This window comes from Comamonas piscis, from assembly GCF_014109725.1.
In the GTDB taxonomy this organism is placed as follows: domain Bacteria; phylum Pseudomonadota; class Gammaproteobacteria; order Burkholderiales; family Burkholderiaceae_C; genus Comamonas; species Comamonas piscis.
Map to the genome: position 1 here is coordinate 1,777,813 of NZ_CP058554.1, position 21,363 is coordinate 1,799,175.

The following is a 21,363-nucleotide window of genomic DNA, read 5'->3' on the forward strand; positions in this document are numbered from 1 at the left end:
GCTGAACGAGGCTAGAGATGCGTTTGCTGCTGGCGCCCATGGAGGGCTTGCTTGATTTTGTGCTGCGTGATGTGCTCACCAGCCTGGGCGGTGCGGACCGCTGCGTGTCGGAGTTCATCCGCATCACCGGCAGCCTGCTGCCCGACAAGGTCTACCTGCGCACCATGCCCGAGTTGCGCAATGGCAGCTGCACCGCTGCAGGCACCCCTGTGCGTGCGCAGCTGCTGGGCAGCGATGCAGCCAGCATGGCGGCCAATGCCGCGCAACTGGCGGCCTTGTCGCCCGAGGGCATCGATCTGAACTTTGGCTGCCCTGCCAAAGTGGTCAACCGCCACGGCGGCGGTGCGGCGCTGCTGCAAGACCCCAGCGCCATCCATGCGGTGGTGGCAGCCGTGCGCGGTGCGGTGCCTGCAGCGATGCCGGTCTCCGCCAAGATGCGTTTGGGCTTTAACGACCGGGCTTTGATGCTGGACTGCGCGTTGGCCATGCAAGAGGCCGGTGCCTGCGAGCTGGTGGTGCATGGGCGCACCAAGCTCGATGGCTACCGCCCACCGGCTTACTGGGACCAGATTGCGCGCATCCGCGAAGCGGTCAGCATCCCCGTGGTTGCCAATGGCGAAATCTGGACCGTGGACGATGCCCTGCGCTGCCAGGCCGAATCGGGCTGCCAGGACCTGATGCTTGGGCGCGGCATTGTCGCCGACCCGGGCCTGGCCTGGCGCATCCGCAAAGCCGTGGCCGAGCGCGATGGCCTGCCGATGCCCGCAGGCATGCGCGATGTGCAATGGCCGGACCTGCTGCCCGCGCTGCTGCGGTTTTGGCAGCTGGTCTGCGCGGACCTGGAGCCACGCCAGCGCGCTGGGCGTTTAAAGCAGTGGCTAAATCTGATGCGCCGGGCCTTCCCCGAGGCCGAGGCCGCTTACCAGCATGTGCGGGTGATGACGGACCAGGCAGCGATCAGCCTGTGGCTGGAAGAGCTGCAGCAGCAGTGCTTGGCTGCCAGTCCGGCCACACTCCCATCACAGCAGTGAATCAGGGGTAAAGGGGCTGATGATCTTGAGCATCAGCCGCAGCGGCAGGCTGGCATCGGGCTCGGTGGTCTGGTCTTTCAAGCGGGTGTTTTGCGGTGCCTGCCAAAGCAGGTCGCCATCCTTCAGCACCACGCGCCAGGCGGCACTCTCCAGCCCTTTTTCAATCATGCCGCCCGCTTGGCCAGAGAGCTTGCGGCTGCGCACCAGCACTGCAATCTCGGTGTTCTGCAGCTTGGAGCGCTGGTCCAGGTTCATCGATCCCACCACCAGCAGCTGGCCATCAAGCACCAGCACCTTGCTGTGCAGCATCACACGGCGCCCTTCGCGAAAACTGTTCTGGCCACTGCCCAGGCCAAAGGCGGCGCGCAAGTCGCTCTCGTCACTGACCAGCTCATACAGCTCAACCCCATCACGCAGTAGTTCTTCGCGGTAGCGCGCATAGCCGATATGGGCAATCGGCGCATCGTTGGACGACAGCGAGTTGGTAAGGACGCGCACACGCACCCCGCGTTGCACAGCCTCTTTGAAAGCCTGGCGCATCGATTCGCCGGGCACGAAGTAGGGCGAGACAATCAGCAAATCCTTTTTGGCGTAGCTGAGCAGCTGCACCAGGCCATCGACCACCGAATCGGCACTGGGGATGTGGCCGGGGTTGCGGGTTTCGGCTAGCGCGCGCAGCTGGCTCAGGCGCTTGTTCTCCAGCATGCCAGGCGCTGCGCTCATCGGAATGGTCTGGCCATCGGAATCCACCGCCGGTATCTTGCTGGGCGAATCCGCCAGCACGACCGAATGGGCCCAGACCAGTGGCACCGAGCGCAAATCCACCGGTTTCATGTCCCAGGCGCGTTCACGCTGCTCGGGCGTGATGTCGCCATCGGGGCGGGGCTCACCATCGGGCGGAGAAGGCCGTGCGCCGCCTGATGCGGCCTGTGCGGTTTGCGCCGCAGGCGCCGCCGAGGTCTCTGACGTGTCTTCGTCATTGCTGCGCAGCGCGCGTTCCCGGAAGGACTTTTGCATGTCCTCCAGCGCCTGCTTGCTGATCAGCGATTGCACCGGGTAGGCGCGCTCGTTGTTCCAGTAGCTGTCAAAGCTGCTGGACAGGTCCTGCACCGAGGGGCCCATGATGAGCACATCGGTGTCCAGAAAGTTGGAGCTTTCGTCGTTGTCGAAATAGGCATCGCCCAGGTTGCGGCCACCCATGATGCCCATCACGTTGTCGGCCAAGAACAGCTTGTTGTGCATGCGCTGCTGCGCGCGCTGAAAGTCGGTGGCCGCATTCCACATGCGGCTGATGGTCGAATCGCGGTCACCCGGCAGCGGGTTGAACATCCGCATCTCTATATTGGGCTCAAACGCCAGGCGCATCACCTGCGCATTGCGGCCGGTGCCGTGGAAATCATCGAGCAGTACACGCACGCGCACCCCTCGGCGCGCGGCATTCACCACCCCTTCCAGCAAACGCGCGGTGCTGGCATCGGCATGGATGGCGTAATACTGCACATCCAGGGTGTGCTTGGCGCCTTGCACCAGCGCCAGGCGAGCGCCATAGGCCGCTTGCGCGCCTGCCAGTATCTCGAAGCCCGAAACACCCGATCCCGCCTTGTTTTCGGCCTTTTGGCGCTGTTGGCTGATCTGCACCAACGGGCTGCTGGCCGCAGGTGGCTGGGCGGATGAGACGGGCCTGTCGACTTGGGCGGGCAGCTTGCTGGCGCAGCCTGCGAGCACGCAGGTTGCCACTACCAGCGCCAGTTGGTGGCGCAGTCGCTTTAGCGGTGAGGCCGCAGGGGCAGCGAACGGGGACGAGGCGGGTTTTAGCGGGGCAGTCGGCATGGCAGCGGGGCAGTCAGGGGGCTGCCGCTATTGTGCGGGAGTGCGGGCCGTCACGGTGGATGCGCGCCTGCTTTAGCGGCGCTGTCGTACAAATGCGGGCACGGCATACGTCGTGGTTTCGCAACGCCATCACAGCTGGGCTGCGGCTGCTGTGCGGCAAGCCCCGGGTTTGTGCGCGCAGCGGTTGGCGAACTGCCTCTGTACGATAGAAATAACCATTGGATAGTCATTCATTGATAGAGAGGAAAAGCAGCCATGCACCGATCACTGGGTTTTTATATGCTGGCCTTGGCGCTGCTAGCCATCGCGTTGCCACCGGGCGACGCCTGGGCCGCACGCAAAAAGAAGAAGACCGAGGCCAGCCAGACGACGAGCAAGCCCGCCAAGGTCAAGATCAAACGCCAGCGCAGCAGCAGTGCGGAAACCAAGGCCGAACGCGATCGGCGTCTGCTGCGGGAATGCAAGGGCCTGCCCAATGCCGGTGCTTGCCTGGGCTACGCCAGCTAGCCATCCAACAGTCAAAACGATCCATGTCCTTGCACGCGTGCGAGGATGCGCAGGTCAGCGCCCAGCGGTTCAATGGAGCGGATGTCCAGCGCGGTGGCCTCGTCGAGCCCTTGCAGTGCCATGCCACCAAAGGCGCCCAGCCCCTGGCCCAACAGCTTGGGCGCCAGGTACAGCAGGCATTCGTCAACCAGGCCCGCCTGCAGCAGCGCGCCGTTCAGAATGCCGCCGGCCTCTACATGCAGCTCGTTGACTTCTCTGGCGCCCAGGTCTTGCATCAGAGCGGCTAGGTCGATACGGGAGTCTGAACCTGCGGCTTGGGGCGCTACAGCGGGCAGTTGGACAATGGTGGCGCCAGCGGCCTCCAGCGCCGCTTGGCGAGCGCTGTCATTGCTGCGGGTGTAGACCAAGACCTCGCGTTCGGCGGCAAATATGCGGGCCCGGGGAGGGGTGCGCAATTGGCTGTCCAGAACCACCAGGCGCGGCTGGCGCGGGGTCTGCACATAGCGCACATCCAGCGCCGGGTCATCGGCCAGCACGGTGCCCACCCCGGTCAAGATGGCACAGGCCCTGGCCCGCCAGTGGTGGCCATCGGCACGGGCAGCCTCGCCGGTGATCCATTGGCTGCTGCCATCGGGCAAGGCGGTGGCGCCATCGAGTGACATGGCGGCCTTCAGCCGCACCCAGGGCTGTTTGCGCACCATGCGGCTGAAAAAGCCGATATTGAGTTCGCGCGAGGCCTCACCGCCATCCTCAGGCGTGCAGACCACTACCTCCACCCCGGCGGCACGCAGACGGCCAAAACCATTGCCAGCCACCAGCGGGTTCGGGTCAGTGATGGCGCCCACCACTTTGGCAATGCCGGCCGCGGCTAGCGCATCGCAGCAGGGGCCTGTGCGGCCATGGTGTGCGCAGGGCTCCAGGGTGACATAGGCGGTCGCGCCCACCGTGCTGTGGCCCCGGGCTGCGGCGTCGCGCAAGGCCATGATTTCCGCATGCGGCCCGCCCGCACGCTGGGTGTGGCCCTGGCCGATGACCTGGCCATCTGCAGCCACCAGCAGGCAACCGACACGGGGATTGGGAGAGGTAATAAACAGGGCGCTGGCAGCCAGGTCCAGCGCGGTTTGCATCGGTAGATCAGTCATGGAGCTTTGTCGCAATAGGGCCGGCACCTAGGCAGCTTGCAGTCAGTCGCCGGCCAGCTTGCCGATTATCGGCCCAACACCGCGCCCTCTCTATGCACCGGCATTTGTGGGCTGTTGGCATTTAATTTTTAAATGGTCTAACGCTTTACGCCGAGGGTTGAAAAACAAATAATCAAAAATATGAATCCAATAGTTTTATTTTATTTATTGAGCTATAGAAAGCGCTTGTGCTGCCAGCGAGGGCTGACTGCCGTGGAGCTGCTGGTCACCATCAGCATCCTGGCCATCATCGCGAGCCTGGCCGCGCACAGTTTCAGCGGGCTTTTGCAACGCTGGCGGGTGCGGCAATCGCTGGAGGCCATGCATTCGGCCATTTTCTTGGCGCGCTCCGAGGCCATCAAGCGCAGTGGACGGGTGGCCTTGCAGCGAATCACCGACAGCATGCATTGCCAGCCCGCCGCCACCAGCCATGACTGGAGCTGCGGCTGGCAGGTTTGTGTGCATGCGCTGGGTGACCAGGCATGCGCCGATGGTGCGCCGGTATTGCAGCGGTTTGAAACCCTTCGAGGCCTGCAGGTGCAGCGCAGCAGCCTGGGCGAATCCATCCGCTTTGACCGCTGGGGCATGCCGTTGGCGGGTTTCAGCTTTGCACTGGCGCCTAAGGGCAAGTCCTGGGAGGATGCCGCGGCCCGAAGCCTGTGCACCAGCCGAGGTGGCCGCGTGCGAATGGGCGATGCCGCATCGTGCACGTCCAGGAACTGAGCCATGCGCATGCCCTCCCACCCCCAGGCCTGCTTCTCGCGAGGCATCAGCTTGCTGGAGTCGCTGATTGCCATGCTGCTGCTGGTCATCGCCGTGCTGGCGATGCTCGCCATCCAACTGCGCACCCTCGCCGATACGCAGACCAGTACCCGGCGTGTGCAGGCCATACGCCTGATCGAAGACCTGGCTGAGCGCATGCGCGCCAACCCGCATGCCTGGGACCAGCTGGAGCGCTATGTGAGCGACTGGCAGCCAGCAACGGCTGCACCCTCGGCGAAGGCTTGCAGCGCCCAGCCCTGCAGCGCCGCTGAGCTGGCATCCCATGAGCTGGCGCAGTGGCGCTTGCAGGTGGAGCGCAGCTTGCCGCTGGGGCAGTCCAGGATTTTTTTGGCGCCTGGCGAGAACATAGCGGCCAACCGGCGCCAACTGGGGGTGATGCTGCGCTGGCGCGAAAGTGCGCATGCCCCTGCGGGCCGCAGCGCCCTGGCGCGGTACCGGAATCCGGTCGATGCCACCAAGAGCCCGGGCGAAGGGGAGCGCGGCGGCGAGGTCGTCTGCCAGGATGATGACGGCGATCAGCGCTACACCTGCCATCTGCAGTACCTGGCATTGAACGCACGCTGTACCGCAGAGCGCATGGGCAGCGCCGTGCATTACCACTGCGGGGGGACTTGATATGCCGGGCCGCAGGCGTCCTGCATGTCGCCCTGGAGGGCGGTCTGTCCATGCGCGCCAGGCCGGCCGCTTGCAGCGGGGCTTTAGCCTGATCGAACTGCTGGTAGGCATGGCGCTGGGCCTGGCCGTCATGGGCGCCGCCAGCGTGGCTTTGCTGGCATCGCGCAGTGTGGCGGGCACCGTCAGCGATGCCAGCCATTTGCAGCAACAGGCCAGCTACGCTTTGCGCACCATTGGCCTGCAATTGCGGCAGTCGGGCAGCCTGTATTTGAACCTGCAACTGCCTGTGGCCGCCGATGGATCCGCCAGCGCCGCCTTGACGCCCGTGGCCTTCGAGACGGCCGCCCCCGCCGCCGGAGGCGCACGCGGCTATGTGCCCCAAACCGATGCGCTGCGGGGCGGCAACAACAGCCTGGTGACCGGCTCCCGGCGTTACAAAGAGCCCGTTTTCGCCCAATCGGGCCTGGCTGCGCAGGCCCGCAACTGCCTGGGCGGGCCGGTGGATGCCAATCCCGATCTGCGCCTGGAATCGCTCTTTCGCCTGCGTGGCCATGTGCTGCGCTGTGGCGGCAACGACACTGCAGCTTCACTCCAACCGCTGGTAGACAACGTGGCGGCTTTTCGCCTGCGCTATCTGCGCATGCAAGCGGAGGGCGCAGCCGCTCCGCAGCTGCAGTATGTGACTGCGCAGCAGGCGGGCCGCGATTGGTCCCAGGTGGTGGCGGTGGAGGTGTGCCTGGTGCTTTTTGGCAATCCCTCTGCCGCGCTGCCCGCCGGCAGTGGCTATACCGACTGCGACGGCACATGGGTGGCAGTGGCAGATCTGCCCGCAGCGCGTAAAGGGCGCATGCACCGCGTCTTCCGCAACCTGTTCCAGTTGCGCAGCCAGGGCAGCCGATGAGCATCGCAGCCCGCTTGCACCATCGCGGTGGTCTGCCACGCACAAGAGGGGCGGCTTTGCTGACGGTGCTGGTGTTCAGCATGCTGTCGATACTGCTGGCCTTATGGGCCGCACGCACAGCCTGGTATGGCGAGCGGGTGGTCGGCAATGATGCCGATTACCAACGGGCGTTTGAGGCCGCCGAAGCCCTGCTGCTGGATGCCGAGCTGGACATCCGAGGGGAACGCGCCGATGGCCGTCCCTGCGCTTATGGCGGCCTGCCGCGCGGTGCTGCAGCCGGCGTCTGCCGCAGCGGTGGCGCTACCAAGCTGCCACTGGAGAACGCCGATGTGCCGGCCTTTTTGGCGGCGCTCAGCGCCCAGCCGCAGCGCTGCATCGATGCGCTTTGTGCCAAGCGTGTGGGTCGCCAGGATATCTGGAACGCGCCAGCAGCTGGCACTGCGCCTCGGCGCCCCGGCGAGCAAGACCTGTTTGCGCTGATGCGGGGCGGCAGCGGTGCGCGCTATGGCCAGTACACCGGTGCGCAACTGGGCGATGCGGCCCAACCCGCCCACCCCATCCTGGCCGACCGCGCCGAGGCTGAAGCGGGCGGCTGGTACTGGATCGAGGTCATTCCCTATATCGACAGCAAGCCCGGCTTGATCAGCAATGCGCCAAGCCATCAGCTGGAGCTGGTGGGTCTGCTGCCGCATGTGGTGTACCGCATCACCGCAGTGGCCTTTGGCAGAAAGCCGGACACCTTGGTGGTGGTGGAGCAGAGCTACGCCCGCCCCCGGCGTAAAGACTGAGAGGCAGACATGAATGGAAAAAGAACAGGCATGGTTTCACGCCACCACCCCCCAACAGCTGGCCAGATGGCCCTGGCCTGCATCGCTCTGCTGCCCGCTGCCGCCTGGCCCCTGGAGCTGGCCACCGAGCCTACCGGCGGTGCCCGCACGGTGGTAACGCCCAATGTTATCGTCTCCGTTGATGACTCGGCAGCGATGCAGCGCCGCATGGGCAGCACCGAGCCCGGTTTGGCCCGCATCACCGCGCCGGATGGCGATGGCAGCTGGGATGCGCGGGCGCAGCGCATGGCCGTGCTGCGCCATACGCTGAAGGCCGTATTGGGCGACGGACAGCAACTGCCCGATGGTGCGATCCGCCTGGCCTGGCAAGCGATGTGGAACCATGGCGCCGCACCCGGCGGCGGGCAGGGTGGGATGGTGCAAGGCCAGCGTCGCAGGCCCGGGGCCAGCACGGTGAATAGCCCGCGCCTGGCGAGCAACGGCATGCAGGCCCTGCAAGGCCGCCACCGCCAGCAATTTCTGGCCTTTGCCGACTCGCTCAGCACCGGCCACAGCAGTGATCTGCACCATTTGTTCGACCAGGCCGATGCTTACCTGCGCCGGCCCCTGAGTCCGCAAGGGCCCTGGTCCAGCCAACCGGGTGCGGCCACTGCGGCCAGCAGTAGCTACTTGGGTTGCCGCCGCAACTACCACATTGTGCTGGCCGGCAGCCGCTGGGATGGCCCAGCAACGGGTGGTGCGCAAGACGACCACACACGCGGCAAAACCTTGCCCGATGGCCAGGTCTACGGCGGTGGCAGCGCCGCGCAAAGGGCCGCCACCGCGCTCTACAGCGATACGGTGTCCAGTACCCTGGCCGACTGGGCTTTTCGCAGCTGGGCCGATCCTTTGCAGCGTGCAGGCCTGATCGGCAGTCTGGCGCCTGAAGCGGACTACCGCCATGCACCGCCCCGCGAGCGTTTTGCAGATGGCCTCGGCCAGTCTGCCGTGCTGGAGCGCTACTGGAACCCCCGCTACAACCCTGCCAGCTGGCCGCATCTGCAAACCTATACGGTAGGCATTGGGCGGGATGCCAGCACCTGGCCCGGGGCGGCACAGATCCTGGCACCTACGCAGCAACTGCCATTCGGTTATGACGGCAGCTTTGCAGCGCTGGCCAAAGGGGATGCCGTTTGGCCCGATATGCAGGCGCAAGGCGAGGGCGTGCGTGCGCTGGACCTGTGGCATGCGGCGATCAATGGGCGGGGTCGCTTCTATGCCGCGACAGATGCTAGCGATGTGGCGGCGGCACTGCGCAGTATCTTGGCCGATATACAGGCCCAGCATGCAGGCGGCACGCTGGGCGCAGCCAAAGCCAGCACCGGTGCCGCCAGCGCCAGCCAGGCCATTGCGCAGGATGCCTTGCTGTTTACCGCCAGCTACGACCCGGGCCGGGCCTGGTCGGGCGCAATCCAGGCCCAGGCCATGGGCAGCGATGGCCGCTTGCAGCCTGCGCCGGGATGGGGTGGGCAAACCACAGCGGACAAGCTCGATGCCATAGCCTGGCAGCAGCGCCTGGTGCTCAGCTGGGGCGATGCGCAGCAGCGCGGGGTGCCCTTTCGCTGGGCTGCAGATGAGAGTTATTTGAGCGCGGCGCACAAGCAGGCCCTGCAAGGACATACCGATGGGGACCAGGGCAAGGTGGGTGCTGCGCAGCGCCTTGATTACCTGCGCGGCGAGCGCCGCCATGAAGCACAGCATGGCGGCAGCCTGCGCAACCGGCAGTCACGCCAGGGCGATATTGTTCACTCGCAGATCTGGTACCTGGGCAAGCCTTCTGCACGCTACAGCGATGCAGGCTATATCGACTTTGTGCTGCGCCACCAAAACCGCTTGCCGATGCTCTATGTCGGCGGCAATGCCGGCATGCTGCACGGCTTTTCTGCGCTGACCGGCGAAGAGAAAATAGCCTATGTGCCCCGGGGCGTGATCCCCAGTCTGCGTGCGTTGACCAGCACGGCCTATGATGCCCAGCATCGCTATTTTGTCGATGGCTCTCCGCTGGCAGGTGATGCCAACCTGGGCAGCGCCAGCAATCCGCACTGGCGCAGCTTGCTGGCGGGCACCTTGGGTGCCGGTGGCAAGGGCTATTTTGTGCTGGATGTGACCGAGCCCGAGACGATGTTTGCCGAGGCGCAGGCAGCAGAGCTGGTGCTGATGGACCGCAGCTGGCATGCGCAGGAATCCGCACCCCGCTGCGATGCCGAGTCGGGCCTGGCCCAGCAAGCCTGCGTGCGCCTGGCCGACGCCTTTGCCGATATTGGCCATATCACCGCCAGCCCCGCCAGAGACGATATCGACCCGCAGCGCAGCACGCAGATCGCCCAGCTCAACAACGGCCGCTGGGCGCTGGTGCTGGGCAATGGCTACAACAGCGCCAATGGGCGGCCGGTGCTGCTGATCCAGTACCTGGATGGCGCGCAAGAGCTGCTGCGCCTGGTGGCGAACGGCGCAAGCGCAGCACAGGACAACGGCCTGTCAGCCGCGCGTCTGGTCGATATCAATGGCGATGGCCGCCCCGATGTGGTCTATGCCGGCGACAACCAGGGCAATCTCTGGAAGTTCCTGATCAGCGCCGACAACGACCAGGCTTGGGGCGTGGCGCAGTGGGGGGCGCTGGCGGCCACCACCAGCAACCATGCAACCGCCGGCGTGCCGCTCTACCAGGCGAGGGGCGGCCAGCGCAGCAACCCCGCGCAGCGCAGCCAGCCCCAGCCCATCAGCACGGCGCCCTTGGTGCGCAGCAATGACCGGCTGCGTTCGCTGCAGCAAGCGGGCGCCCAGCGCCAGGTGCCCGTTGGCGGCCTGATGGTAGCGTTTGGCACCGGCCGCAATATCACCCGGCAGGATCCGCAGGACGACCGTGTGCAAAGCCTGTATGCCGTGCTCGATAACAGCCGCTACAAACGGGTGGGCGAGCGCGGCGAGCGGGTGGAGGTATGTGCCTCGGCGGCCGACGCCGAATGCCAGTCGGCGCTGGGCAGCGATGCCGATCTGCCCACGCCGGTGGCGCAAAGCCAGCTGCTGCAGCGCCGCGTTAACCCCCAAGCCCTGCCCGCACGCAGCAGCGATAGCCGCAGGTTCTGGACCATGGACGAAAGCGAAGGCGCCGATGCGCTGGATTGGAACCAGCACCGAGGCTGGTACCTGGACCTGCCCGAGGCCGGAGAACGCCTGCTGCAGCCGTTGGGCTTCTACAGCGGCAGCAACCTGCTGGCAGTGATCAGCGAGGTGCCTGTGCATGCCCGCGATGGCGTACCTGGCCAGGAGCGTTGCGAGCCCGTGGAAGGCGCGGCAGCACGCCAGTATTTCAGCCTGCTCAACATCATCGATGGCCTGCGACCACGCTTGCAGCTGCTGGATGCCGATGGCGATGCCCTGTATGACGGGCAGTCTGATGGCCAGGCATCGCGCATGTCGTTGGGCGCAGGCCCGCATGCGATGCTCCGCGTGCGCGACGATGAGGGCCAGCAGCGCATCCGCATCGATGGCGAAGCGCTGCGCGATCTGCCTGAGGTGCCGATACGGCCTAGCTGGCGCCACGCCCGATGAAAGCTGCAACCATGCCCGCCAACCCAGTCGGCCGAAGCGCCGGTTTCACACTGATCGAGCTGATGATGGTGCTGGCCATCATTGGCATTTTGAGTGCCGTGGCGCTGCCCAGTTACAGCGAATACCTGCGCCGCGGCCACCGCACGGAGGCCCGAACGGGGCTATTTGATGCAGCGCAATGGCTGGAGCGCGCCGCCACAGCCAATGGCGTCTATCCGCTGGAGCTGCCGGCTGCGCTGACTTGGCAGGACTTGCCGGACAAGCGCTACACCATTGGTTTTGCCGCCGGCAATAGCCCTGCACGCTATACCTTGGTGGCCACACGCCGGGCGGGCGCGCAGGGCCAGGACCGTTGTGGCAACTACACCCTCATGCACGATGGGCAGTTGGGCAATCTGCAGCTGGCGGAGGGCAGCAGTACGGCGGATTGCTGGCGCTGATCTTCAGGCGGCGTGGTCACCACTCACCACCGGCCGCATGCGCAGAGGCCTACTGTGCGCTCCAGCGGTCGTTCCAGCTGCGCAGGTTTTGCATGTCGCGCCGGTCTCTTTTGGTGGGGCGGCCGGCTTGCAGGCTGTTGGCAGGCTCGGGCGCCAGGCGGCGCTGCTCGGCCAGCAGCTCGCGCTGGCGGATGCTGTCGGGGGTCTCTTCGTACATCTGCTGGGCGGCGGGCGCCGGACCGCGGGTAGCGGCCATACCCAGCACGGCGACGGTGCGCGGTGTCTGGGCCTGCAGCAGCTCGACGGTGTCTTGGGCGCGCACTTCCTTGGAGGGCTTGGCCACTGTGCCATTGACCTTCACATGGCCCTTGTGGATGGCTTCCACCGCAATGGCGCGGGTTTTGTAAAAGCGGGCGCACCACAGCCATTTGTCGATACGCATGGACGGGGACGAATCAGTCTCAGTGTGGGGCATCTTCTGCAAGGGGTAAGGCATTCGGCTTGAACTCTACTACAGCATCGAAACCTTGGACAAGCCCATGGTGCAGCCGGTTGTGCAGCGACAGCTGGGCGCCCAGCGCGGTGACGATGGAGTGGCAGATGGCGAGGCCCAGGCCCGAGCCATCGCGCAGGTTGCCGCTGACAAAGGGCTCGGTCAGCCGCGCCTGCATCTCGGCGCTGACACCAGGGCCCCAATCGCTGATGCGCAGGGTGGCCGATGGGCCTTGCTGTGCCAGTTGCAGCAGCAAGGGGGCGTTGGGCGGCGAATGCTGGATGGCGTTGTGCAGCAGGTTGCGCACCAGCTCGCGCAGCATCCAGGGGTGCGAAGGCAGTAGCACTTCCTCGCTTTGCAGCTCGAACTGGAGGTTTTTGTCAGCCAACAGCGGTGACAGCTCGATCACCATGTCGCGCACAATGGCCGTCAGGCTGACGGTCTGGATGTGCTCGGACTGGTGCAGCTGCTCGACCTTGGCCAGCGACAGCATCTGGTTGGCCAGCAAGGTGGCCCGGTTCACGGTGGCCGCAATCTCGCTCAGCGCCTGTTCGGGCTCCACATCGCCGCGCTGGGCCGATTGCACCTGCACCTTGAGCACGGCGAGCGGCGTGCGCAGCTGGTGCGAGGCATCGCGCACAAAGCGTTTTTGGTGTTGCACCAGGTGCGCGAGCCTGGCCATCACGCGGTTGGTGGCATCGACCAGTGGCAGCATCTCCGACGGGGTGTCGAGCGGGGTTTTAAGGGGTTCGAGCGCATGGTCGCTGCGGGCATTGAGCTGCTCGCTCAGCTGCAGGATCGGCAAGGTGGCGCGCCGCACCACCACTACCACCACCAAGGCAATGCAGCAAAACAGCAAAGCTTGCTGCACCAAGGTGCCCCAGAGCACATCGCGGGCGAGCGACTCGCGGATTTCCAAGGTCTCTGCCACCTGGATCAGCGCCATGCCGCGTCCGGTGGCGCTGGCCACCGGTTGCAGCAACGCGGCCATGCGCACCGGCATGCCCCGGAACTCCGCATTGTAGAAATCCACCAGCGCCGCATACGGTGGCTGCTGGGCAATGCGGCCGCGCCAAATGGGCAGCTCGGCAAAGCCGCCAATCAGCTCGCCGCTCATGTTGGAGACCCGGTAGAACAGCCGCGACTGGTTGTCCGCCTCAAAGGCCTCCAGCGCCGAGTAGGGTACGGCCGAATCAACAATCGCCAGCTCGTCGTAGCCCGACACCGTCAGCTGCTCGCCAATCACCTTGGCCGATGCCAGCAGGCTGCGGTCATAGGCGGTGTTGACGGCCTGCAGCGACTGGCGGTAGAGGCTGCTGGTGTTGTAGATGATGAAGACCACCACCGGCAGCAAAATGCCCAGCAGCAGACTGCGCCGCAGCGAGCGGATACGCGGTGCCTGCGATGGCGCGCGGCTGGGCGCCTTGGCCGATTTACGCCACATCGGCAGCGCCGGGCTTGAGCAGGTAGCCCAGGCCGCGCAAGGTCATCAGCTGCATGTGGGTGGGAGCCAGTTTTTTGCGCAACCGGTAGGCCACCACCTCGACCGCTTCAAGCTGCACATCGCTCTCCTCAGCGAAGACGGCGCCAAACAGGCGCTCCTTGGTCACCGCCTGGCCCATGGACTGGCTGAGCACGCGCAGGAACGCGACCTCGCGCGGCGTCAGCTCAAATAAGCGGCCTTGCCAGTAAAAGGATTCGGAGGCCTTGTCATAGCGCAGTGCCATGCCGGCGTTGGCAGCCGGGACTGCGGCCTCAGTCACCTGCGGCTGCGCGCGCCGCACCAGCGCACGGATGCGCGCTTCGAGTTCATCCAGGTCAAAGGGCTTGGCCAGGTAGTCATCGGCGCCGGAGTTCAGGCCCAGAATGCGGTCGCCGACGGTGCCCCGCGCAGTCAGGATCAGGGTAGGGGTGCTGAGGCCCTCGCTGCGTGCCTTGGCGATGATCTCCAGCCCGTCCATCGTCGGCAGGCTCAGGTCCAGCACCACCGCATCGGGTGCCAGCCGGCGCCAGGCCGGCAGCGCTGCACCTCCATCGGTGATGGGAGTGACCTCCATGCCGCGCCGGCGCAAGGTGCGCTGCAAGGTGGTCTGCATGGTGGGGTCGTCTTCGATCAGCAAGAGGTGCATGGCGGGAGTTTGCACCAATTCGCGCCTGGCCCCGGGCTCAGTGTTTTCCCTAGGAATAGCAGGCCTGGCTGACAGCCATTTGACAGCTAGGGTCGCGATGATTCAAGCACTAACAACACCAAACTGGAGACAAGCATGCGCCGTGATGCGTTCCTCAAATCTTTGCTGGCCATGGCCGCTGCCGGCACCCTGCCGATGGTTGCCCAGGCGGCCACCAACGTCAAAATGATGCTGCCCGCCAACCCGGGTGGCGGCTGGGACACGACCGGCCGCGCGCTGGGCAAGGCCCTGCAGGATGCCGGTGCTGCCAGCGCCGTGACCTACGACAACAAGGGCGGCGCAGCGGGTGCCATTGGCCTGGCGCAGTTCGTCAACGGCAGCAAGGGCGATGCCAACGCGATGATGGTCATGGGCGCCGTCATGCTGGGCGGCATCATCACTGGCAAGCCACCGGTCGATCTGAACCAGGCCACGCCGCTGGCGCGCCTGACCAGCGAATACAACGTGTTTGTGCTGCCTGCCAACTCTCCGTTCAAGAGCATGGCCGAGGTGGTGGCCCAGCTCAAGAAAGACCCGGGCTCCGTCAAATGGGGTGGTGGCTCGCGCGGCTCCACTGAGCACATTGCCGCTGCGATGATTGCCCGCGCCGTCGGCGTGGACCCGGCCAAGATCAACTATGTCGCCTTCCGGGGCGGCGGCGAGGCGATTGCGGCGGTGCTGGGTGGCAATGTCACCGTGGGCGGCAGCGGCTTCAGCGAGTTTGCCGAGTACATCGCCACCGGCAAGATGCGCCCGATTGCAGTCACCTCGGCCCAGCGCCTGGAAGGCTCGACCGTGCCCACGCTCAAGGAGCAGGGCATTGATGTGGAAATCGGCAACTGGCGCGGCGTGTATGGCGCGCCGGGTATCTCGGCCGACCAGCGCGCACAGCTGATCAGCATGCTGGAGAAAGCCACCAAGAGCGCCAGCTGGGCAGAGTCGATGAAGAAGAACGACTGGACCTCGGCCTGGTTGGCGGGTGATGCGTTCAGCCAGTTTGTCACCGCTGAGTTCGCCAATCTCAAAGACACCATGACCCGCGCAGGCATGGTCTAAGCGCAGCTGGCATGGCCCTTGGCGGCCATGCCCCGCGCATTGCTCTCCCTTTGTCCCCGTCTGAGGTACCGGCTTGGCCCGGTCCCTGGCTGGGCTGTTGCCGCCTGCTGGGTGGCGAGGGCGAGGCAGGCTGATTTTTTCAGGAGTTTCATGATGAGCAACACCGCAGATTCTTCGCGCCCCGACGCCCCTGGCGCAGCCGCGCCTGCGCCGGAGGCTTTTGAGCATGCGCACGCGCCGCGCACCACTTCGCAGCTGCTGGTCGGCATAGCCGTATTGGTGATCGCCGGCCTGCTGTCCTGGGGGGCATTGCACATCCCATCGCAGGCGGGTTACAGCGGCGTGGGGCCAGATTTTCTGCCCTGGCTGTCGGCCAGCGTGCTGGGCCTGTGCGGCATCTGGCTGTGCTGGGAGGCGCTGACCGGTGGCTATCGCCACCTGGATGCACCCGATGGCGCCCAGCATGGCGACTGGGGTGCGCTCACCTGGGTCTGCGCAGGGCTGATCAGCAGCGCGGCGCTGATCACCACCTTGGGCTTCATCCTCAGCTGCAGCCTGTGCTATGTGCTGGCCACGCAAGGGCTGCGCCGGGCCACCGGCCAAACCCAGGCGGGCTCGTTCAAGACCATGGGCAAGGACCTGGTCACGGGTCTGCTGATTTCTGCGCCCGTGTTCTGGGCCTTTACCCAATTCCTGGCGATCAACTTGCCCGGACTGACTGAGACAGGGTGGCTGTGATGGAAATTTTCAATGCACTGATTCAAGGCTTCATGACGGCGGCGACGCCAGTGAACCTGCTCTGGGCGCTGGTGGGCTGTGCCTTGGGCACGGCAGTCGGCGTGCTGCCCGGCATTGGGCCCGCCGTGGCCGTGGCCATGCTGCTGCCGATCACCGCCAAGGTCGAGGTTACCGCGTCAATGATCTTCTTTGCCGGCATTTACTACGGCGCCATGTATGGCGGCTCCACCACCTCGATCCTGCTCAACACCCCAGGGGAGACGGCGAGCATGGTGACGGCGATGGAGGGCAACAAGATGGCCAAGAGCGGGCGCGCCGGTGCTGCGCTGGCCACCTCGGCCATTGGCTCCTTTGTGGCCGGCACGATTGCAACCGTGGTGGTGACCCTGTTTGCGCCCACGGTGGCCGAGTTTGCGGTGCGCCTGGGCCCGCCCGAGTACTTCATGCTGATGGTGCTGGCCTTTACCACCGTGAGCGCGGTGCTGGGCAAAAGCAGCCTGCGGGGTTTGACGGCCTTGTTCCTGGGCCTGGCCGTGGGTTGCATCGGCATGGACCAGATCACCGGCGCAGCGCGCTACACCATGGGCAAGCCCGAGCTGCTCGATGGCATCGACATCGTGCTGGTCGCAGTGGGCCTGTTTGCGGTGGCCGAGGTGCTGTACTTTGCGCTGTATGAGGCCAAGACCCGCGACACGCAGAACACCATGGGCCGCGTACACATGACGCGCCGCGACTGGAAGCGCTCGGTGCCCGCCTGGATACGTGGCACGATCATTGGAACGCCCTTTGGCTGCATCCCGGCGGGCGGCACGGAGATACCGACCTTTCTGAGCTATGCGGCCGAGAAAAAGCTGGCCAAGGGCGAGGACAAGGCCGAGTTCGGCACCAATGGCGCCATCGAAGGTGTGGCCGGCCCCGAGGCCGCCAACAATGCCACGGTGACGGCGGCGCTGATTCCGCTGCTGACCCTGGGCATTCCTACCAGCAACACCACCGCCGTTTTGCTTGGCGCGTTCCAGAACTACGGCATCAACCCCGGTCCCCAGCTCTTCACCAGCTCGGCGGCGCTGGTCTGGGCGCTGATTGCCTCGCTCTACATCGGCAATGTGATGCTGCTGGTGCTGAACCTGCCGATGGTGGGCATCTGGGTCAAGCTGCTGAAGATCCCCAAGCCGCAGCTCTATGCCGGCATCCTGATTTTTGCCACCGTCGGCGCCTATGGCATGCGCCAAAGCACCTTTGATCTGTTCCTGCTGCTGGGCATTGGCGTGCTGGGTGTGGTGATGCGGCGCTTTGACTTCCCCACCGCACCTGTCGTGGTCGGCATGATCCTGGGCCCGCTGGCCGAGGCACAAATGCGCAACGCGGTTGCCATTGGCGAGGGCAGCTGGACCATCTTCCTGCAGCGCCCCATGTCGCTGACCCTGATCATCATTGTGCTGGCGGTGCTGATTGTCCCCCGCGTCCTCAAGTGGATGGGCAAGCGCAAGGCGCTGCAAACTGCAGCGGCTTGATCCCCGGCACTTTTCACCGGTCCTTCTCTTGGCACCCTGCGGGGTGCCTTTTTTATGCCAAGGCCTTGTTGGGCGTTCCGGTGCTGCAACACTGTATTGCCCATTTGCGAGCTAGGCAGTGCCTGTGCCATGGCCTACCATTCACAGATTACAAACTGGTGCTGCCAAGGCAGCGTGGAAACGGCCTGCATTCATGGATTTCATTGTTGCCCTGGTGCGCGAATACGGTGTTGGCATCGTATTTCTCAATGTGCTGATCGAGCAGCTGGGCGCGCCCATTCCCGCCTATCCGGTGCTGATGGTTACCGGCGCCATCCACGGCGATTCGCTGTCGCAGCAGTTGCTGCTGATCGCGGTGGCGGTGCTGGCGGCATTGATAGCAGATGGCGTTTGGTATGCGATGGGCCGGCGGTACGGCCGGCGGGTGCTGGCCAGGGTATGCAAGGTGTCGCTGTCGCCCGATTCCTGCGTGCAGAACACCGAATCGCTCTACAGCCGCTGGGGCGCCAAGTCGCTGCTGATTGCCAAGTTTGTGCCCGGCTTTGCATCGATTGCCAGCGCGCTGGCCGGCGCAGTCGGCACCTCGCCAACCCGCTTTGTGCTGTTCGATGGCCTGGGCGCCTTGCTCTGGGTGGGTTCGGCCGTGTTGCTGGGAGGGCTGTTCAGCTCCACGGTCGAGGACCTGCTGGCCGTGCTGGCGCAGCTCGGCCAGTGGGGCCTGTTGTTGCTGGGCATTGCATTTGCGGTGTTTATTGCACGCCGTTGGTGGAGCCGCCGCCAGGTGATCCGCTCGCTGCGCATGGAGCGGCTGACGGTCGATGAGCTCAATGGCATGCTCAGCGGTGGCGATCTGCCCGTCATCTTGGATGTGCGGGCAGGCACGGCGTTCGAGGCATCCCACATTCCCGGCGCGCATTCCTATGATCCGCATCTGCGCGGTGCGCGGCTGCCGGCCATCGATCCCGAGGCTTCGGTGATCGTTTACTGCGCCTGCCCTAACGAGGTATCTGCCGCGCGCATCGCCCAGCTGCTGCGCCGCGCGGGGGTTGCCCGCGTGCGGCCGCTGTTGGGCGGTATCGATGCCTGGGTGGATGCGGGCTACCAGGTGCATGGCGGCGCCGCAACCAGCCCCGCTTTATAGGCAGAGGAAGGCCAGCGCCGCAATGGCGGTGGGCAGCAAGGCGCCCAGCAGCAAGCCGCCAATGCTGATGGAGGCATTGCTGAACCCTTGCTTGAGCAAGGCCACGCCAGCGGGGTTGGGTGCATTGGCGATCACCGTCAAACCGCCACCGGCAACGGCACCGGCCATCAGCATGTACTTGGCGGCATCGCTCATGCCCTCGATCTGCGCGCCCAGGTAGGTGAGTGCGGCATTGTCGGTAATAGCTGTCAGGCCCAGCGCGCCAAAGAAAAGCACCAGCGGCGCCATGCTGGCCACCAGCGGCTGCAGCCACCAGCTTTGCAGGCCGCCCAGGACGACGAGGCCGGCGAGAAAGAACCCCACCAGCAGCGCTTCTTTCAGGATGAGCGGGCTTTGGTGCTGGGCGTAGGCATGCGTGTAGCCCAGGAACAGCAGAAACACCGCGAGGAACAGCACCGGATGGTGGGCCAGCACAACCACGGCCGCCAGCAAGGCCGCATGCACCGCCAGCACGGTGAAGGGCACGGAGGCCTGCGCTTGTTCCGTCTGCGGCATCTCCAGAAAATGGCGGCGCATGTACCAGGTGGCGATGCTGGCATTGACCAGCACTGCGATCACAGCCTTCCAGCCAAAGTGGCTGAGCATAAAGGCGCTGTCCCAGCCCCAGGTTGCTGCCACCATCAGCACCGGGGGTGCCGCGTAAGAGGTGAGGGTGCCGCCAATGGAGATATTGACAAAGAGCACGCCCAAGGCCAGGTACTTGATGCGGGTGGGCATTTGCGGGGTAAACACCAGCGGCGCCAGGGTCAGTGCGGCAATCGTCATCGCTGCCGGCTCGGTGATCAGCGAGCCCATCAAGGGCACGGCGGCCAGTCCCAGCCAAGCCAGGCTAAGGGCAGTGGGCAGCGGCGTGGCGGCCGCCATGCGGGCCAGCAGGCGCTGCACCGTCAGCACAATCGGCCGCGATGCCGCCATGACCATGACCACAAACACAAACAGGGGCTCGGTGTAGTTGCGCGATTCGGCATAGTCAATCGCCTCTGCGGGGCTGCTGGCCAGGGCCATGACCACAATCAGCACCATGGCCCAGAAACCAAAGACGATCTCGACTTCGCCCAGCAGATGGAAAACACCCGCATGGCGCGGGTAGCGGTGCGACAGGCGCTCGAATTGCTTGGCGAGAAAGGTGTGGAGCAGCGCGATGGCAAAAATGCCGGCCGCCAGATACTCAATGGACAACATGGTGTGCTTTGGGCAGAAGCATGCAGCGGTTGGCAAGCAGCCTTGCACAGACAGGATGTCAGTGCGCGGCGGGCAAACCGGTACAGGCAACAGGGTTCCAGCGAGGCGGCCCGACCTTCGCTAACAACCTGCCGCTACACCCTATGTGACGACACCCAAGCCCGCTATTTTACAAAAAAATAATCAAATATAGGTTTTCAATGTCTTTATGCGGATTCATAGCCCACTCAAGAGGGTGGGTTGCGCCGCTTGTTGCGCAGCCACAGCGCCGCGATCAGCGAAAACACCACGATCACGCCCAGCAGCAGCCAAAAGCCCAGCGGGTCCTGGCTGAGCGGAATGCCGCCGACATTCATGCCAAACAGGCCGGCCATCATGTTCACCGGCAGGGCCAGCACAGTGATCATTGTCAGGGTGTAGAGCGAGCGGTTGGTGTCCTCGTTGGTGCCGGCGGCAATCTCTTCCTGCAGCAGCTTGATGCGCTCTTCGAGCGACTGCATATCGCGCAGAAACACGGAAAACTCCTCGCTGGCTGCGCGCAGCGCATGCAGGTCGTCGTCGCGCATCCACTGTGGCGGCGTCTGCAGCAGGCGGAACATCGCAGAGGGCTCCGGTGCCAGCAGGCGCTTCAGGCGCACCAGCAACCGGCGCAATACGCCCAGCTGGCGCGGCCGCATATGGGTGCGGCCGCTCAGCATGGTGTCTTCGATCTGGTCCACGCGCTGGGTCACATCGCGCACGATGCGCACCAGCACATCGGCTTGGGCGCGCAGCAAGCGCTCCAGCAACTGCGGGCTGGATTCGGGCGTGTCACCCTGGCGGATCTGCTGGCGCAGCGCATCGACCGAGCGCAGCGGGTGGGCGCGCGCCGAGATCACCCACTGCGGCGAGGCCTGGATCCACATCGTATGGATGTCGCTGGATTCGAAATGGAAGTCGAAGTCGATATCGTTGATGACGGCCAGCAGCGCATCGTCCATGCGCTCGATACGGGTGGAGGCCAGGCCATCGCGCATGGCCTCGAAGTACTGCTCATCGAGCGCCGCATACTGCTGCAGCCAGCGCAGACAGTGGGCATGGGAGAGGTTGAAATGCAGCCAGATAAAGCCGCTGCTGCTGGGCGGCGCGGCCAGCCAAGCCTGCGCCTGCTCGGCATTCAGCGCGGTGGCCGGGCCTGTGCCATCAAAGGCATAGCCCCAGATCAGGCCGCTGTTGTCATGGGGGGAGACCAGCGGAGCCGTATCGGGCTCGCGCGGCAAGGGTTCAGTCAAGATAGCACTCCGGGAACGGGCGATAGCCCCTCGCCAAACCCCTTATTTTTGGCGGCTACCGTGACTGTTTCAT

19 protein-coding genes are annotated in these 21,363 nt (G+C 65.1%); 12 read left to right on the forward strand and 7 right to left on the reverse strand.

From position 1 onward, the window contains the following. Positions 1 to 17: 17 nt before the first annotated feature. Positions 18 to 1,031 carry a tRNA dihydrouridine synthase gene (locus tag HS961_RS07975; RefSeq protein WP_182327193.1) on the forward strand — a complete coding sequence of 338 codons (1,014 nt, stop codon included), beginning with the start codon at positions 18 to 20 and terminating at the stop codon, positions 1,029 to 1,031. Here the strand turns inward: HS961_RS07975 and HS961_RS07980 are convergent. Then, positions 1,020 to 2,861, reverse strand: a complete 1,842-nt coding sequence (locus HS961_RS07980) for a phospholipase D-like domain-containing protein (RefSeq protein WP_182327194.1) — start codon at positions 2,859 to 2,861, stop codon at positions 1,020 to 1,022. The two genes, HS961_RS07975 and HS961_RS07980, sit on opposite strands and share 12 nt — an antisense overlap. Before the next feature lie 255 nt (positions 2,862 to 3,116). Between HS961_RS07980 and HS961_RS07985 the strand changes: the two genes are divergently transcribed. Next, a complete protein-coding gene (locus HS961_RS07985) occupies positions 3,117 to 3,368 on the forward strand; it encodes a hypothetical protein (protein WP_238347831.1) in 252 nt (83 codons plus the stop codon). An 11-nt stretch (positions 3,369 to 3,379) separates the two neighbouring features. Here HS961_RS07985 and ribD read toward each other — a convergent pair whose 3' ends face one another. After that, positions 3,380 to 4,510, reverse strand: coding sequence for a bifunctional diaminohydroxyphosphoribosylaminopyrimidine deaminase/5-amino-6-(5-phosphoribosylamino)uracil reductase RibD (gene ribD, locus HS961_RS07990; protein WP_182327195.1), 1,131 nt, complete (start codon positions 4,508 to 4,510; stop codon positions 3,380 to 3,382). Between the two features lie 180 nt (positions 4,511 to 4,690). Here ribD and HS961_RS07995 point away from each other — a divergent pair, with 180 nt between their 5' ends. The 6 genes from HS961_RS07995 (at position 4,691) to HS961_RS08020 (ending at position 11,667) form a co-directional block, all read left to right on the forward strand. Further along, positions 4,691 to 5,272, forward strand: coding sequence for a GspH/FimT family pseudopilin (locus tag HS961_RS07995; protein ID WP_272956292.1), 582 nt, complete (start codon positions 4,691 to 4,693; stop codon positions 5,270 to 5,272). Positions 5,273 to 5,275: 3 nt separating this feature from the next. Further along, positions 5,276 to 5,947 carry a type IV pilus modification protein PilV gene (pilV, locus tag HS961_RS08000; RefSeq protein ID WP_182327197.1) on the forward strand — a complete coding sequence of 224 codons (672 nt, stop codon included), beginning with the start codon at positions 5,276 to 5,278 and terminating at the stop codon, positions 5,945 to 5,947. Positions 5,948 to 6,017: 70 nt separating this feature from the next. Then, the gene (locus HS961_RS08005; protein WP_238347832.1) at positions 6,018 to 6,848 is read left to right on the forward strand and encodes a PilW family protein; all 831 of its coding nucleotides are present in this window, start codon (positions 6,018 to 6,020) and stop codon (positions 6,846 to 6,848) included. Next, positions 6,845 to 7,636, forward strand: a complete 792-nt coding sequence (locus HS961_RS08010; RefSeq protein ID WP_182327199.1) for a pilus assembly PilX family protein — start codon at positions 6,845 to 6,847, stop codon at positions 7,634 to 7,636. The genes HS961_RS08005 and HS961_RS08010 overlap by 4 nt, the downstream gene beginning before the upstream one ends. A gap of 30 nt (positions 7,637 to 7,666) precedes the next feature. Beyond that, positions 7,667 to 11,227, forward strand: a complete 3,561-nt coding sequence (locus HS961_RS08015; RefSeq protein WP_182327200.1) for a pilus assembly protein — start codon at positions 7,667 to 7,669, stop codon at positions 11,225 to 11,227. An 11-nt stretch (positions 11,228 to 11,238) separates the two neighbouring features. Then, positions 11,239 to 11,667 (forward strand): type IV pilin protein, encoded by a 429-nt coding sequence (locus tag HS961_RS08020; RefSeq protein WP_182327201.1) that lies wholly within the window; start codon positions 11,239 to 11,241, stop codon positions 11,665 to 11,667. A 49-nt stretch (positions 11,668 to 11,716) separates the two neighbouring features. On the opposite strand, the gene HS961_RS08025 is transcribed toward HS961_RS08020, so the two are convergent. From HS961_RS08025 to HS961_RS08035, 3 genes are read right to left on the reverse strand one after another with little or no spacing between them, the layout of a single operon-like run. Then, entirely contained in the window at positions 11,717 to 12,109 is a 393-nt protein-coding gene (locus tag HS961_RS08025) for an RNA-binding S4 domain-containing protein (protein ID WP_182327202.1), read from the reverse strand. A 19-nt stretch (positions 12,110 to 12,128) separates the two neighbouring features. Continuing rightward, positions 12,129 to 13,604: a sensor histidine kinase gene (locus HS961_RS08030; RefSeq protein WP_182327203.1), complete on the reverse strand. Its 1,476-nt coding sequence runs from the start codon at positions 13,602 to 13,604 to the stop codon at positions 12,129 to 12,131. Beyond that, a complete protein-coding gene (locus HS961_RS08035; protein WP_182328177.1) occupies positions 13,594 to 14,289 on the reverse strand; it encodes a response regulator transcription factor in 696 nt (231 codons plus the stop codon). The genes HS961_RS08030 and HS961_RS08035 overlap by 11 nt, the downstream gene beginning before the upstream one ends. A 135-nt stretch (positions 14,290 to 14,424) precedes the next feature. Here HS961_RS08035 and HS961_RS08040 point away from each other — a divergent pair, with 135 nt between their 5' ends. The 4 genes from HS961_RS08040 (at position 14,425) to HS961_RS08055 (ending at position 18,777) form a co-directional block, all read left to right on the forward strand. Next, positions 14,425 to 15,384 carry a Bug family tripartite tricarboxylate transporter substrate binding protein gene (locus HS961_RS08040; protein WP_182327204.1) on the forward strand — a complete coding sequence of 320 codons (960 nt, stop codon included), beginning with the start codon at positions 14,425 to 14,427 and terminating at the stop codon, positions 15,382 to 15,384. A 153-nt stretch (positions 15,385 to 15,537) separates the two neighbouring features. Beyond that, the gene (locus HS961_RS08045) at positions 15,538 to 16,122 is read left to right on the forward strand and encodes a tripartite tricarboxylate transporter TctB family protein (protein WP_182327205.1); all 585 of its coding nucleotides are present in this window, start codon (positions 15,538 to 15,540) and stop codon (positions 16,120 to 16,122) included. After that, entirely contained in the window at positions 16,122 to 17,636 is a 1,515-nt protein-coding gene (locus HS961_RS08050; RefSeq protein ID WP_182327206.1) for a tripartite tricarboxylate transporter permease, read from the forward strand. The genes HS961_RS08045 and HS961_RS08050 overlap by 1 nt, the downstream gene beginning before the upstream one ends. A 193-nt stretch (positions 17,637 to 17,829) precedes the next feature. After that, positions 17,830 to 18,777: a rhodanese-like domain-containing protein gene (locus HS961_RS08055; protein ID WP_182327207.1), complete on the forward strand. Its 948-nt coding sequence runs from the start codon at positions 17,830 to 17,832 to the stop codon at positions 18,775 to 18,777. Here HS961_RS08055 and HS961_RS08060 read toward each other — a convergent pair. Then, on the reverse strand, positions 18,772 to 20,019 hold the full coding sequence (locus HS961_RS08060; protein WP_182327208.1) for a putative Na+/H+ antiporter: 1,248 nt from the start codon (positions 20,017 to 20,019) through the stop codon (positions 18,772 to 18,774). The two genes, HS961_RS08055 and HS961_RS08060, sit on opposite strands and share 6 nt — an antisense overlap. A 227-nt stretch (positions 20,020 to 20,246) precedes the next feature. Then, a complete protein-coding gene (locus HS961_RS08065) occupies positions 20,247 to 21,290 on the reverse strand; it encodes a transporter (protein ID WP_238347834.1) in 1,044 nt (347 codons plus the stop codon). Positions 21,291 to 21,363 lie beyond the last annotated feature (73 nt).